The organism is Streptomyces sp. NPDC042346 (assembly GCF_055581845.1).
In genome coordinates this window covers 726945-741884 of the sequence record NZ_JBVJEH010000003.1, presented here as the reverse complement: position 1 = coordinate 741884, position 14940 = coordinate 726945, and the positions used below count along the sequence as shown (strand labels likewise).

Below are 14940 nucleotides of genomic sequence, written 5' to 3'. Positions count from 1 at the left end.
CGGGCATTCGGTACGGGCCGATCGTGGGCGGCGGCGCTTGAGCCGGACTCGCACTCCCGTCCAGCGGCCCCGTACGGACCATGGATTTCTCATGGATCGGCACGTTCGGGGTTCATGGGAGGCCGGTGACCTGGGCACTGTCGTCACAACAGGCGGGCGGGCCAGACTCGGTAGCACCATGAGAGCTGGCGAGTGGAGGGGTGGAGCTGCATGGACATCAAGGTCCTGGGGTCCTTCGAGGCTTCGGAGAACGGGGTGGCGCTCCTGCCGACCGCGGGGAAGCCCCGGCAGATCCTCGCGCTGCTTGCCTTGCAGGCCGGCCAGATAGTGCCGGTGCCCACGCTCATGGAGGAGCTGTGGGACATGGAGCCGCCGCGGAGTGCGCAGACGACGCTGCAGACGTACATCCTCCAGCTGCGCAAGCGCATCGAGGCGGCGCTGCCGCCGGAGGGTCCGCGCCGGGCGAAGGACGTGCTGGCGACCCGGTACGGCGGATATCTCCTCGACATCACGCCGGAGGAGGTCGACGTGCACGCCTTCGAGCGGCTCGCGGCCGCCGGGCGGCGGGCGCTGGACCTCGGCGACCGGGAGACGGGCTCGCGGCTGTTGCGGCAGTCGCTCGCGGTGTGGCGCGGCCGGGCGCTGGTGGACGTGCACCACGGGCTGCGGCTCGGCGTGGAGGTGACGCGTCTGGAGGAAAGTCACCTGTGCGTCGTGGAGTCGCGGGTCGAGGCCGATCTGGCGCTCGGCCGGCACCACGCGCTGCTGTCGGAGCTGGCGGTGCTGACCGCCCGCCACCCGATGCACGAGAACCTGTGCGCCCAGTACATGACGGCGCTCTACCGGTCCGGTCAGCAGTGGCGGGCCCTGGAGGCGTTCACCGGGCTCCGCGGCTTCCTCGTGGAGGAGCTGGGCGTGGAGCCGTCGCCGCGGCTCCAGGAGCTCCAGCGCGCCATCCTCAGCTCCGACCCCCGGCTGACCCGTTTCACGCTCCGTACCGATCTGACGGTCTGATCTGCCCACCCGCGCGGAACCCCCGCACCGCGGAAGCCCGCACCCGCACGTTCTAGGAGTCGTTCATGCTCTCGTCCCTCAAGGCCTTCAACCTCCTTGTGATGTTCCTGCTGGAACTCTCGGTGTACGCGGCGGTCGCCCTGTGGGGGTTCACCACGACCGACAAGTGGCCGCTGAAGCTGCTGCTCGGTGTGGGTGTGCCGGTCGGTCTGATCGCCGTGTGGGCGCTGTTCGGGGCGCCGCGTGCCACGTACGCGGTGCACGGCGGCGGCCGGGTGCTGCTCGAGGTGCTGTGGTTCGGAAGCGGCGCCGCCGCCCTGGCCGCCTCGGGGAGGCAGGGCTGGGCGGCGGCATTCGCGGGGATCTTCCTGGTCAACGCGGCGCTGCGGCTCCTCTGGAACCAGTGAGCGCGCCGCGCCGGCGGGGGTGGACCGTCACCACTGGGGGGACTCGGTGAACTCCAGGACGGCGACGGTCCACATGAAGCCGACGCCGACGCCCATGGTGATCAGCAGGTCGCCCGGCTGCGGGTTCCTGGCCTCCACGACGTGGTTCATGCCGATGAGCTGGTCGCCGGCGCCCATGTGGCCGAAGTCCTGGCCCCAGTCGTACGTGGTGGTGGCGCGGTCCACGCCGAGCAGCGAGTAGAACGAGAACTGAGCGATCGTCTCCGCGATGTTGGCGTGGACGAAGAAGCGGGCGTCGGACAGCTTGGCGTCCGCGTCGTCGAGCGCCTCCTGGAGCACCTGGGAGGCGTTCTTCGTCATCTGCTGGATGACGTGGTCGTAGGCGCCTTCCTCCTTGAGGAGGTAGTCGGACTTGCGGGTGCGCAGGTCGACCGGCTTGCCGTCGAGGAACGGGCCGTCGGTCCAGCCCGTCGTGCCGCGGTAGATGGGCTCCAGGGAGGAGTCCGTGTAGGTCGCGGTGGACTTGAGGCGGGCGAAGCCGCCCTGGTTGGAGAGGACGAGGGCGCCGGCGCCGTCGCCGTACGCCTGCTGGCTGTCGGAGCCCCAGCGGTCGAAGTACGGCAGCCGGAAGGCGTCGCCGGTGGTGACGAGGGCGGCGGCGGGCTTGCTGCGGCTCGCGAGGTGCGAGGCGGCGATCTCCAGGCCGGCGAGGCCGCCGTTGGAGCCCTGCCGGATCTCCAGGGAGAGGCCGGTGCCGCCGACCGTCTCGTTCTGTACGTAGTTGACCGGGGTCCAGAAGTCCTGGCCCTGGTGGCCGACGCAGCCGTGGAGGACGATGTCGTACTCCTCGTGGGGGCGGCCGGCGCGCTCGACGGCCTGGCGGCCGGCGTGGGCGGCCATGACCGGGCCGGGCTCGTCGGCGCGGGCCACGCGGACGGCGCGGATGCCGTTGGAGGTGGCCTCCTCGGCGTCGTAGCGGCCGGCGGCGACGGCCTCGGCGGCGGTCTCGACCTGCTCCGGAAGGTAGGCCCCGAGTCCGGCGACGTACAGGTTGTCCCAGCGCATGTGCGTTCTCCCTCTGATGTGATGCGTGTGTGTGACGGGCTGTGCGACTGCTGTGTCGTGCGGTGCGCGCTTACGCGACCTGTACGTCGTCCGCCAGGTCGAGGCAGGCCTCGATCTGGCCGACCACCTGGTCCGCCAGGGCCGGGAAGCCGGAGTCCAGGAAGTAGAAGTGGCCGCCGGGGAAGAACCGCTGGGCGAACCGCGCCCCGGTCTCGCGGCGCCACAGGTGCATGGCGGAGGCCGGGGCCCAGGCGTCCTGGGTGCCGCCGAACACCGTGAGCGGCGAGCTCAGCGGTGAACGGCCCGGCGCGGGGCGGTAGTTGTCCACGGCCTTCAGGTCGGCGCGGACGGTCCGCAGGAACCGGTCGAGGAATTCACTGGCCTCGGTGACCCGTTCGGGCATGCCGCCGAGGTTCAGCATCACGTCGAGGAGCGCGGCGTCGTCGAGGGCGTGCAGCGGTACGGCTCCGACGCCCGGGTGCACGGGCGCGACCCGCCCCGACACCCCGGTCCACACCGGGTACCGGCCGAGGGCCTCCAGGGCCCGGGCGGTCTCCAGGGCGACGACCGAGCCCATGCTGTGGCCGAAGAGTGCGAACGGCGCGTCGTCGTCCGCCCACGGCAGGACGTCGGCGACGACGGTCTCCACCACCTCGGCCATGTCGTCCAGTTGGGGCGCCGCCGCCCGCCTGCCGCGGCCCGGCAGGTCGAGCAGGAGCAGGTCCCAGTCGGCCGGCAGATGCCGGACGAAGGGGTAGTAGACGGCGGCGGAACCGCCCGCGTGGTGGAAGCCGATCAGCCGGACCGCGGGCTCGTCGACCGGGCGGGGCCGCAGGAACGGGCTCCTCACGACGGTCACGTGTCCACCCCCATGGCGACGCAGACCTGCTCGCTGAGGTGGGCGAGGAGATCGGCGACCGGCATCTCCACCGGGCAGTCCAGGGTGGGCAGTTCCACCCCGTACTGCTGCTCGACGCTCTTGGTGAGGAGCATCGCGGTGAAGGAGTCGCCGCCGACCTCGCAGAACGGCACGTCCGGGGCGAGCGCCCCGTCCGCCTTGAGGACGGCGGCGAGCTCGGTGGTCAGATAGGCGCCGATCTCGGCCCGGTCGAGCGGGGCGGTACGGGTGGGGGCGACCGGGACCGGCACGGCGTGCGCCGGCTCGGGGGCCGTCTCCTCGATCCAGAACCGCTTGCGCTGGAACGGGTAGGTCGGGGCGTCGACGAACACCGCGCCGGGCGCGCCGAGGTGGTCGAGCCGCAGGGGGGCGCCGCCCCGGTAGAGCGTGGCGAGCGCCTCGGCGAGGAGGCGGGGCGCGTCCTCGGGGGCGGCGCCGGTGAGCGGCAGGGTCTGCCCGCCGGCCGTGATCCGGGCGGCGCCCGGGGCCGACGCGTCGGCCCCGGTGGCGAGGGTCGTCTTGACGCCGAGGAGCGTCAGGACGGCCCGCAGCCGGGCGGCGGGCGTGCCCTCCGCGCCGATGGTTCCGGCCAACCCCGGGTAGTGGCGGGCCAGTTCGGCCAGCGCGCCTTCCAGGGCGGCGGTGTCGGGGCCGGTCGTCAGGACGACGCGGTCGGCGGAGCGCGCGCCGTCCGCCGGCTGCCCGGCGGCGAGGGCGTCGGCCAGGGCCGCCGCGTCGGTGCCGACGACGGCGAGCCGGTGGCCGAAGTGGACCCGGCCGGCGCGCAGGGTGTGGCAGAGGGAGGCGACACCGGCGGCGTCGAGGCCCGTCAGCGCCTCCTGCACCCGCTCGGACAGCTCGGCGAGCGCCCGGGGGTCCTTGGCGGACAGGGTGAGCAGCTCCGGGTGGTGCGCCGGTACGTCCGCGGGGGCGGCGGGTGCCGGGTGGTATGCGGAGAGCACGGCGTGCGCGTTGGTCCCGGAGAGACCGAAGGCGCTGATGCCGGCGGTGCGGTCCTCGGGGGCGCCCGCCCACGGGGCCGCCTCCCGGGGCACGGTGAGGGCGATCCGGTCCCAGGGGATGAGCGGGTTGAGGCGTCCGTCGCCGGGCTGGGCGCCCGCCGGGACGGTCCCGTCGCCGAGCATCAGGACCAGCTTCAGGACGCCGGCGATGCCGGCCGCGGCCTCCAGGTGCCCGATCCGGGCCTTGACGCTGCCGAGGGCGACGGGGGCGGTCCGCTCCCCCGCGCCGGTGCCGAGGACGGCGTCCAGGGCGCCGACCTCGATGGGGTCGCCGAGGGCGGTGCCGGTGCCGTGCGCCTCGACGTAGCCGACCGAGCCGGGGGCGACCCGGGCGTCGGCCAGGGCCGCGCGGATCACCTCCTGCTGGGCGGGGCCGCTCGGCACGGTGAAGCCGGAGGAGGCCCCGTCGTGGTTGACGGCGCTGCCCCGGACGACGGCGAGCACCGGGTGGCCCTGTGCGAGGGCGTCGTCGAGCCGCATCAGGGCGACCATGCCGACGCCCTCGCCCCGGCCGTAGCCGTCGGCGTCGGCGAGGAAGCTCCGGGACCTGCCGCCGGGCGAGAGGGCCTCGCCCTGGCACAGGGAGACCATCAGGTCGGGGCCGAGGATCAGGTTGGCGCCGCCGGCGAGCGCGTAGTCGCACTCGCCGCCGCGCAGCGCCCTGACCGCCTGGTGGATCGCCACCAGCGAGGAGGAGCAGGCGGTGTCGACGCTGGTCGCCGGGCCGGAGAGGCCGAGCGCGTAGCTGATCCGGCCGGCGACGAAGCAGTGGCCGCTGCCGGTGGAGTGGTACGGGTCGATGCGGCTGTAGTCGCCGTCGTGGACGAACCTGCGGCCGTACTCGGAGGCCATGACGCCGACGAACACGCCGATCGGCAGCCGGTCCTGGCGGCGGGCGGCGATGCCGCCGCGCTCCAGGGCCTCCCAGGCCACTTCGAGCAGCAGGCGCTGCTGCGGGTCCATGGTCTCGGCCTCGCGCTGCGAGATCCCGAAGAACGCCGCGTCGAAGGAGGCGATGTCGTCCAGGAACCCGGCGCGGTCGACGTAGGAGTGGCCCTCCTTGCCGCGCTCGGGGTGGTAGACGGACCGCAGGCCGGTGCGGTCCTCGGGGATCGGGCCGACGGCCCGGGTGTCGGGGTCGGCCGCGTACAGGAAGTCCCGGTACGCGTCGGGGGTGTCGATGCCGCCGGGCAGCCGCATCGCGGTGCCGACCACGGCGACGGGGGCGTGGGTGCGGGCCTCCAGCTCGGCCACGCGGTCCTTGAGGCGGCGGGACAGCTTGAGCTGGTCCTGGATGACCTGCCGCAGTGCTGCGGTGTCGGGGCCGGTCGCCATCACTCTGCTCCTGCGGGGGTGGGTGTCGCCGTGTGCGCGGGTATCGGGGTCGGTATCGCCTTCATCGCCTGCTCACCGCTCCTGGGAGAGGTCGTCGTGGACGGCCTGGAGCAGATCGTCGAGGGACAGCTCGTCGAGCTCCTCGGACGACGGCCCGGCCTGCGGGGTGTCGGCGGTGCTGGGCACCAGGGCGGACACCGGCTTCGTCGCCGGTGCGGGGGTGGTGGTGGCGAGGGCGGCCGGCGACGCGGCGTCCTCGGCCAGGAGGAACTCGCTCATCGACAGCACGCTCGGGTGGTCGATGGCGACGGTGGCGGGCAGGTCCTTGCCCATCGCGTGGGCGAGGGCGGCCCGCAGGTCGATCGCCATGATCGAGTCGAGGCCGAGCTCGGAGAAGCCCTCCGCGTCGGCGGAGCCGTCGGCGGGGAGTCCGTCGTCGGAGCCGAGCATCCGCGCGACGAGCGAGCGGACGGCGGCGCGCAGGACGTGCTCGCGCTCCTCCTCGTCCGTGCCGCGCAGCCGCTCGGTGATCCAGCCCGCCGGTTCGGCGGTGGCGTCGGCGCCGGAGCGCTCGGCGGCCGGGGCCGGGCCGGTGAGTTCGGCGACCAGGGCGGCGCGGGCGTGGCCGGCGTTCTGCTCGGCGTACCGGGCGGGGTCGAGGCCGACGACGACGAGCCGGGCCAGGGGCGCGTCCGTCGCGAGGGCGAGCGGGGCGGCCGCGTCGGCGTCGGACAGGGCGCGGATGCCGAGCCGGCCCGCGGCGCGTTCGACGGCCGCTGCGGCGGCCATGCCGCCCTTGGCCTCCGGGACCCAGGGGCCCCAGTTGACGCTGACGGCGGGGACGCCCCGGTCGCGGAGCCGTTCGGCGAGTCCGTCCAGGTAGCCGTTGGCGGCGGCGTAGTTGGCCTGTCCGGCGGCGCCGAGGACGGCCGAGACCGAGGAGAACAGCACCAGGGCCTGCGGGTCGTGTCCGGTGATCGCCTCGGCGAGGACGTCCGCGCCGCGTGCCTTGGCGTGGAAGACCTTCTCGTACGAGGCATCGGTGAGGGAGCCGAAGGCCGCGTCGGCGTTGACGCCGGCCAGGTGGTAGACGGTGCCGAGCGGTCCGTCGGCGGTGGCGGCCGCGACGGCGGCGGCCACGTCGGCGGGGTCGGTGACGTCGCCGCGGACGACGGTGACGCGGACGCCCGAGGCGCGCAGTCCGTCGATGACGCCCTGCTCGGTCTCGCCGGGAGCGGACCTGGCCATCAGGGTGAGGCGGTCGCCGCCCCGGGCCGCGTGGGCGGTGGCGACGGCGAGGCCGAGGGCCCCGAGTCCGCCGGTGACGAGCGCGCCGCCGGCGGGCCGGTCCCCGTCGGGTTCGGCCGCGACCTTGACGAGCCGGGCGGCCCGTACGCCGTCGTCGGTCAGCGCGAGCCGGGTCTCTCCGGGCAGCGCGCCGATCAGCTCGGCGAGGGGCCGGGCCGAGTGGGCGGCGTCGAGCCGGACCCGGGTGAGGCGGCGGTCGGCCTGCTCGGCTTCCAGGGCGGTCGCCATGCCGAAGAGGGCTTCGCGGAGCGGGGCCCGCCCGGCGGAGCCGTCGACGGCCAGGAGGTACGGCTGGGTCTGCGGGAGGGTCCGCAGGCCGGCGGCGAGGGTCTGGGCCGCGTGCAGGGCGTCGGGCGCGTCACCGGTGCCGGGGACGGCCCAGCGGGCGTCGAGGACGAGGTCCGCGTCGGGGTGGGCGGGCAGGTCGCCGGTGTGGACGACGGCCCGGTGTCCGGCGGCGGTCAGCGCGGCGAGGAGCTCGGGGGCTCCGCCCTTGGAGGCATCGTCCGCGAGGACCAGGACGCCGAGCTTCGCGCCGGCCTCCGGGGTCTCGGGGAGCGGCGCCCAGTCCAGGGTGTGGACGAGGCCGTCGCCGCGGAGGCTGGCCTCCAGGACGGCCCGGGAGGCGTGCCGGATGCGGAACTCGTCGGCGGTGAAGACGCTGTGCTCGGCGCCGGTGACGGCGTCCCTGGCGTACAGGTGGAGGTCGGCGGTCTCGACGCGCAGCCGGTCGTTCGGGAGGGGTTCGGCGCGCAGGACGCGCACCCGGCCCCACAGCTCGCCGCCTTCGGCGAGCGGGCGGCCGTGGAAGGAGAGCTCCTTCGCGGCGAACGGGATGGCGAGCGAGGGCGCCTCGACGGCTCCGTCGTCGACGAGGAAGACGGCGATGCTCTGGAAGCAGGAGTCGATCAGGCCCGGGTACAGCTCGTATCCGGCCGGGTCGTCGGGGAGTTCGGGCATCGTGTAGCGGACGAGTGCCTCGTCGCCCCGGATCCACACCTCGTCGATCCACTGGAAGGACGGGCCGAGGGTGTAGCCGAGCTCCCGGAAGTAGTCGTAGAACTCGGCCCTGGTCAGGTGCCGGTCGCTGGAGTCGATGAACGCGGTCCGGCTCTCGGCGGGCGGGCGGTGGGCCTCGGGGCTGCTGGAGTACCGGCCGCCGATGTGCTTCTGCCAGACGCCGCGCTCGGGGTCGAGCAGGCTCTGTACGGAGAGTTCGGCGCCGCCGTCGGCGGTGGGCCGGTCGACGACGATCTGGGCCTCGTACTCCTCGCCGTCCTTGATGACCAGGGCCCGCGGGCAGATCAGGTCGCGGACGACGACGGGGCTGCCGTCGTTGCCGAGGGCGGAGAGCACGGTGGCGAGGTGGGACGCGGCCGGGGTGACGACCGTGCCGTAGAGGCGGTGGTCGGTGAGGTACGCGGGGAAGCCGGAGCTGCGCTCGAAGGAGAAGGCGCGGCCGGTGAGGCCGGGCGAGCGGAGTTCGGCGCCCCAGTGGCGTCCGGCGCCGGCGCGGGCGGCCGGGGAGCCGGAGGCCCCGGTGGCCGCGGAGCCGGTGGCGGTGCCGCCGCGGGTGCCCGCCGTGGTCCAGTACGCGGTGTCGGCGAAGGGGTAGCGGGGGGCGGCGGCGCGGTCGGTGCGGGTCCCGGTGATCTTCGTCCAGTCGAGGCTCTGGCCGCGCTCGTAGAGCGTCTTGGCGGCGCCCAGCAGGACGGCGCGGTCCTGGCCGCCGCGGCGCAGCGAGGGCGTGGAGCCGCCGTCGGGGGTGAGTCCGGCGGCCCGGACGAGGTTGACGAGGGTGCGGTCGGGGCCGACTTCCAGGAGCACGTCGACGTCGAGGGTGCTCAGCGCGCGGGCGCCTTCGACGAACCGGACGGGCCGGCGGATGTGGTCGGCGAAGTAGGCGGGGGTGAAGGTGTCGGGGCCGGCCTCGGTGCCGGTGACGTTGGCGATGACGGGGAGCTTCGGGGCGCCGAACTCCAGGCCCGCGAGGGCCTGCTGGAACTCGTCGAGGACCGGGTCCATCAGCCGGGAGTGGAAGGCGTGCGAGACGGTCAGCGGACGGCACCGTACGCCCTGGTTCCGCAGGCGTTCGGCGAGCGCGTCGAGCCGGTCGGAGGGGCCGGCCACGACGACGGACTGCGGTCCGTTGACGGCGGCGACGTCGACTCCGGCCTCGGCGGCCCAGGCGGCCACGGTCTCCGGGTCCTCCGGGACGGACAGCATCCCGCCGGGTGCGGTGGACTGCATGAGCCGGGCGCGGTGGGCGATCAGCGTCATGCCGTCGTCGAGGCTCATCACCCCGGCGTGGACGGCCGCGGCGATCTCGCCGACGCTGTGGCCCATGACGGCCACGGCGCGGACGCCCCAGGACTCCCAGAGCGCGGCGAGTGCCAGCTCCAGGGCGACGAGGGCGGGCTGGGTGATCCGGGTCTGGTTGACGACGGTCGGGTCGTCGCCGTAGAAGACCAGGTTGAGGAGCGAGTCGCCGAGGTGCGGGGCGAGGGCCCGGTCGCAGGCGTCGAAGACCGCGCTGAACACCGGTTCCGTCTCGTACAGTTCGCGTCCCATGCCGAAGTACTGGGCGCCCTGGCCGGAGAAGAGGAACGCCACCCTGGGCGCCTTGACCGGGCCGGCGGCCGGGGTCGCCGAGGCGAGCGCGGCGAGCAGCTGCTCGCGGTCGCGGCCGAACACGGCGCGGCGCACCGGGAGATGGGCACGGCCCGCGCCGGCCGTGGCCGTGAGCTGGGCGAGCGCCTCCTCGGGGGTCTCCTCCAGGGTCCGCCGCCACTGCTCGGTGAGCCGGTCGAGACCGGCCGCGTCGGGGGCGGAGAGCGGCAGGAGGAGTCCGTCGGCGGCGTCGCGCGGCGGGGTCTGCGCGGCGGGGGCGGGTGCCTCGCCGATGACGACGTGGGCGTTGGTGCCGGAGAAGCCGAAGCCGGAGACGCCGGCGAGGCGCGGGGCGTCGCCGCGGGCCCAGGTGGCGCGGGAGTCGACGACGCGGACGTTCATGTCGCGCCACGGCACGTGCGGGTTGGGGTTCTCGAAGTGCAGGTCGCCGGGGATGCGGCCGTTGCGCAGGGCGAGGACCGTCTTGAAGACGGAGGCCATGCCGGAGGCGGACTCGCAGTGGCCGATGTTGCTCTTCACGGAGCCGATGAGCAGCGGTTCGCCGGGTCGGCGGCCGGGGCCGAACACGTCCCAGGCGGCTTCGAGTTCGATCGGGTCGCCGAGCGAGGTGCCGGTGCCGTGCGCCTCCAGGTAGCCGATCTCGGCGCCTTCGACGCCCGCGTCGGCGAGTGCGGCGCGGATGACCTGGCGCTGCGCGGTGCCGTTGGGGGCGGTGAAGCCGGAGGAGGCCCCGTCCTGGTTGACGGCGCTGCCGTGGATGACGGCGAGGACCTGCTCGCCGTCGCGGAGGGCGTCGGAGAGGCGGCGCAGGACGAGGACTCCGCAGCCCTCGGCGCGGACGAAGCCGTCGGCGGAGGCGTCGAAGGTCTTGCAGCGTCCGTCGGGGGCGAGCATGTGGGCGCGGCTGACGGCGACGGAGCAGGAGGGTGCGGCGATGACGTTGACGCCGCCGGTGAGGGCCCGGTCGGTCTCGCCGGAGCGCAGGGAGCGCACGGCGAGGTGGAGGGCGACGAGCGAGGACGAGCAGGCGGTGTCGACGGCGAGGGCGGGGCCCTGGGCGCCGAGGTAGTAGGAGAGGCGTCCGGCGGCGGCGTTCAGCGCGGTGCCGGTCGCGAAGTAGGCGTCGAGGGGTTCGAGGCCGCCGCTCTCCAGGACGCGGGCGTAGTCGGAGTTGGAGATGCCGACGAAGACTCCGGTGCGGCTGCCGGCGAGGGACTTCGGGTCGGTGCCCGCGTCCTCCAGGGCGTGCCAGGCGGCTTCGAGGAGGAGGCGCTGCTGCGGGTCGAGGCTCTCGGCCTCGCGGGCCGGGACGTCGAAGAACGCGGCGTCGAAGCGGCGGATGTCGCGGAGGAAGCCGCCCTGGTCGGTGGAGATGGAGCCGGGTCGGGCGCCCGCCGGGTCGTGGAGGGTGCCGGTGTCCCAGCGGTCGGCGGGGACGGGTCCGACGCCGTCGCGGCCCTCGTCGAGCAGGGACCAGAACTCCTCGACGGAGTCGGCGCCGGGGAAGCGGCCGGCCATGCCGACGATGGCGATGGGCTCCTGGTCGGTCGACCGGTGCTGTCCGGCGGCCGGGGTGACCTCGGCGGCCGGGGCCGGTGCGGGGCGGGCGGCGGCCGGGGCCTTGCGCGGCGCGGGGGCCGTGGTGCGGCCGGCGAGGCGGCCGGTCAGTTCGGCGGAGAGCCGCTCGACGGTCGGGTGGCCGAAGATGTCGCCGATGCCGACGTCGACGCCGAGCGTCTCGGTGAGCGCGGCGGCCGCGTCGACGGCCATGATCGAGTCGAGGCCGAGGTCGAGGAAGCCGGTGGTCTCGGGCAGGGCGGTGGCGTCGTCGTGGCCGAGGATGCCGGCGAGGACCTCGCGGGTGCGGCGGGTGACGAGGGTGGGGCGGCGGTGCTCGGGGGCCTCGGCGAGTTCCCTGGCGAAGGCGGCGGCCGGGGTTTCGGTCGGGGTGTCGGGCGTGGCGTCGGTGGCCGGGTCCGCCCCGGTGAGGCCGTCGAACAGGGGCCGGGCTCGTACGGAGTTCATGACCGTGCGGAAGCGCTCGGCGTCCAGGCGGCAGGCGACGGTGTGCGCGCCCGTGCCGTTTCCGGCGAGTCCGGCGAAGCCCTCGGCGGGGGCGACGGGGCTGACGCCCATGCGGGCGAGGAGCGCGCGGGCCTCGGGGCTCGCCATGCCGTCGAGGTCCCAGGGGCCGAAGGCGACGCTGGTCGCCGGGATGCCCTCGGCGGCGCAGAGCGCGGCGACGGCGTCGAGGCCGCCGTTGGCCGCGGCGTAGGCGCCGTAGCCGTCGGTGCCCCAGACCGCCGAGACGGAGGAGAGGTGGACGAGGAAGTCGAGCGGCCAGTCGGCGGCGAGCAGGCGCAGCCAGGCGGCGCCGGTGAACTTGCCGGCGAGGGCGGTCGCGAAGGTGTCCGCGTCGGCCTCGGCGAGCGGCAGCCGGTCGATGCTGCCGGCGGCGTGCACCACTCCGCGGACGGGCGGCAGGCCGTCGAGGACGGCGAGGGCCTCGGTGAGGCGGGCCGCGTCGCCGGTGTCGGCGGAGGCGTAGACGGCTTGGACGCCGGAGGCCGTGAGCTCGGCAAGCAACTCGCGGGCTTCTGCGGGCAGTTCGTCCTGGGGCCGGCGGCCGAGGAGGACGAGGTGCCGGGCGCCGCGGGCGGCGAGGTCGCGGACGAGTCCGGTGCCGATGGCGCCGAGCCCGCCGGTGAGGAGGTACGTGGCGTCGGGGCGGACGGGCAGCGGGCGCAGCGCTTCGGCGGCGGGCCGCAGGCGCCCGGCGTGGGCGGCGCCGGCGCGGACGGCGATCAGGTCCTCGGCGGAACCGTCGGCGAGCGCCGCCAGGGCGGCGGTGGCGTCGGCGGCGGTCGGGACGGCCGGCAGGTCGACGATCCCGCCCCAGGTGTCGGGGAACTCCAGGGCGAGGACCGGCGCGAGGCCGTGCAGGACGCCGTGGTCGGCGGCGGCGATCGGGTCGGAGCCGGTCACCTGGCGGACGCCCGCCGTGACGAGGTGGACCCGGCCGGTGCCGGCGGGCAGGGCGCGGACGGCGGTGGTCGCGGCGGCGCAGAGGGCCGCGGCGTGCGCGGTGGGCGCGGCGGCGTCGAGCGTGCCGGGCAGCGGGGCGGCGGCGAGCGCGAGCAGCAGGTCGCCGCCGTGCTCGCCCCGGACCCGGGCCCACTCCTCGGTGGTGGCGGGGAGGGTGTCGAGGGCGGTGACGGTACGGCCGGCGGTGCGGGCCGCCTCGGCGAGCAGGGCGACGGCGGCGCTGTCGTCCCCGGCCACGACCAGCGGGGTGTTGGGGGCGGTCGCGGCCGGGGTGTACGGGATCCACTCGACGGCGAGCGCGGGCAGCGGCTCCACGGCGGTGGCGGAGTCGGCGGTGGCGGAGTCGGCGGCGGTGTCGGCAGCGGCGGCCGAACGGAGCGTCGCCGGGGCGGCCGTCTCCGGTGCGTACCGGACCCGCTCCCACGGGTAGGCCGGCAGGTCGGCGACCTGGCGCGGGAGGGCATCGGCCGGGGAAGCGGTGCCGTCGAGGCGTACGGCCTCGTCGGTGGTGTCGCCGGCGGCGAGGGCGCGCAGGGCGCGGGCCGCGTCGGCCGGGCCTCCGGCGGTGATCGCGGCGCGGACGGCGTGGCGGGCGCGGCCCTCGGTGACGGTGTACGCGAACGCCGGGTAGGCGTCCTCGGGGAGTTCGGCGACGCGTTCGGCGAGCCGGCCGGCCCAGGCGCGGAGGGCGTCCTCGCTGCGGGCGGTGATCTCGAACCCGGTGACGGGGGCGGAGCCGGTCGCGGGGGCGGCGAGTTCCTCGGCGGTGAGCGGGCCGAGGACCACGTGGGCGTTGGTGCCGCTCATGCCGAAGGAGCTGATGCCGAGGCAGTCGCCCGCGCCGTCCTCGCCGGTCCACGGGGTCTCGCCGCGCGGGAACTCGATGCCGGTGTCGGCGATGTCGATGCGGGGGTTGAGGGTGTCCAGGTGGACGACGGGCGGGACCGCGCGCCGCTTGACGGACGCGACGCCCCTGATGAGTCCGGCGATGCCGGAGGCGGCCTCCAGGTGGCCGATGCTCGTCTTGACGGAGCCGATGCGCAGCGGGGCGCCGCCGTCGCGGCGGCCGAGGGCCTCGACGATCGCCTCGACCTCGATGGGGTCGCCGAGCGCGGTGCCGGTGCCGTGGGCCTCCAGGGCGCCGATCGCGGCGGGCGTCAGGCCCGCGTCGTCGAGCGCGGCCTGGATGAGGGCGATCTGGGCGCGGACGTTGGGGGCGGTGAAGCCGGAGGAGCGGCCGTCCTGGTTGACGGCGCTGCCGCGGATCACGGCGTGCACCCGGTCGCCGTCGCGCAGGGCCTCGGAGAGCCGCTTGAGGACGACGACGCCGCAGCCCTCGCCACGGGTGAAGCCGTTGGCGCGGGCGTCGAAGGTCTTGCAGAGACCGTCCGGGGAGAGGGAGTTGGTCTGCTGGATGAGGCGGGTGGAGCGCGGCGACAGGATCAGGTTGACGCCGGCGGCGATGGCGACGTCGCACTCGTCGCGGCGCAGGGCCTGCCCCGCCAGGTGGACGGCGGTGAGCGAGGACGAGCAGGCGGTGTCGACGGCGACGGCCGGGCCCATCAGGCCCATGGTGTAGGCGATGCGGCCGGCGGCGAAGCAGTGGCCGTTGCCGGTGAGCCAGTACGCGTCCTCCTGGCCCGCGGGCTGCCAGTCGCGGTAGTCCTGGCCGGTGACGCCGACGTAGAGGCCGGTCCGGAGGCCGGAGAGGTACTCCGGCGCGAAGGCCGCGTCCTCCAGGGCCTCCCAGGCCACTTCGAGGAGCAGGCGGTGCTGGGGGTCGAGGCTGCGGGCCTCGCGGGGGCTGATGCCGAAGAACCCGGCGTCGAACTCCAGTACTTCGTCGAGGTAGCCGCCCCGGCGCGGGAGGGTGTCCCACTCCGCGGCAAACGGGCCCTTGCGGTGTTCGGGCATCGGGGCGACCAGGTCGCGGCCCTCGGAGAGTGCCTCCCAGTAGCCGTCGAGGTCGACGATGCCGCCGGGCAGGCGGAGTCCGACGCCGACGACGGCGAGCGGTCCGCTCTGCCCGGAACGGGCCTCTTCGAGCTCTCCGCGCAGCCGCTTGATGGTGTCCATCGCGCGGCTGAGCGGGGTGGTGGTGCTTCGCCCGGCACCGGTCTTCCGGTCTGCCGAATCCTCATGGGTCGGTTGCGTCGTCACAAGAAGGTCCCTCGCGGTCGGCATGTCGTACTGACGTGGTTTGCAGGAGCCGGGC

At 75.2% G+C, this 14940-nt stretch carries 6 protein-coding genes; 2 read left to right on the top strand and 4 right to left on the bottom strand.

Annotated elements, in window-relative coordinates:
• The first annotated feature begins 210 nt into the window (after nt 1-210).
• Both ACZ6K0_RS17030 and ACZ6K0_RS17025 read left to right on the top strand, forming a co-directional pair.
• Nucleotides 211-1014: an AfsR/SARP family transcriptional regulator gene (locus ACZ6K0_RS17030; protein WP_376404677.1), complete on the top strand. Its 804-nt coding sequence runs from the start codon at nt 211-213 to the stop codon at nt 1012-1014.
• 65 nt (nt 1015-1079) lie between these two features.
• Nucleotides 1080-1421, top strand: coding sequence for a YrdB family protein (locus tag ACZ6K0_RS17025; protein WP_024761882.1), 342 nt, complete (start codon nt 1080-1082; stop codon nt 1419-1421).
• 27 nt (nt 1422-1448) lie between these two features.
• Here ACZ6K0_RS17025 and ACZ6K0_RS17020 read toward each other — a convergent pair whose 3' ends face one another.
• The 4 genes from ACZ6K0_RS17020 to ACZ6K0_RS17005 form a co-directional block, all read right to left on the bottom strand.
• Complete coding sequence (locus ACZ6K0_RS17020) at nt 1449-2486, bottom strand: ketoacyl-ACP synthase III family protein (protein ID WP_376404681.1); 1038 nt, start codon at nt 2484-2486, stop codon at nt 1449-1451.
• A 70-nt stretch (nt 2487-2556) separates the two neighbouring features.
• Nucleotides 2557-3345, bottom strand: a complete 789-nt coding sequence (locus ACZ6K0_RS17015; protein WP_376404683.1) for a thioesterase II family protein — start codon at nt 3343-3345, stop codon at nt 2557-2559.
• Nucleotides 3342-5741 carry a beta-ketoacyl synthase N-terminal-like domain-containing protein gene (locus ACZ6K0_RS17010; protein ID WP_376404685.1) on the bottom strand — a complete coding sequence of 800 codons (2400 nt, stop codon included), beginning with the start codon at nt 5739-5741 and terminating at the stop codon, nt 3342-3344. The genes ACZ6K0_RS17015 and ACZ6K0_RS17010 overlap by 4 nt, the downstream gene beginning before the upstream one ends.
• Before the next feature lie 72 nt (nt 5742-5813).
• On the bottom strand, nt 5814-14801 hold the full coding sequence (locus ACZ6K0_RS17005; protein ID WP_469228498.1) for an SDR family NAD(P)-dependent oxidoreductase: 8988 nt from the start codon (nt 14799-14801) through the stop codon (nt 5814-5816).
• Between the last annotated feature and the right edge of the window lie 139 nt (nt 14802-14940).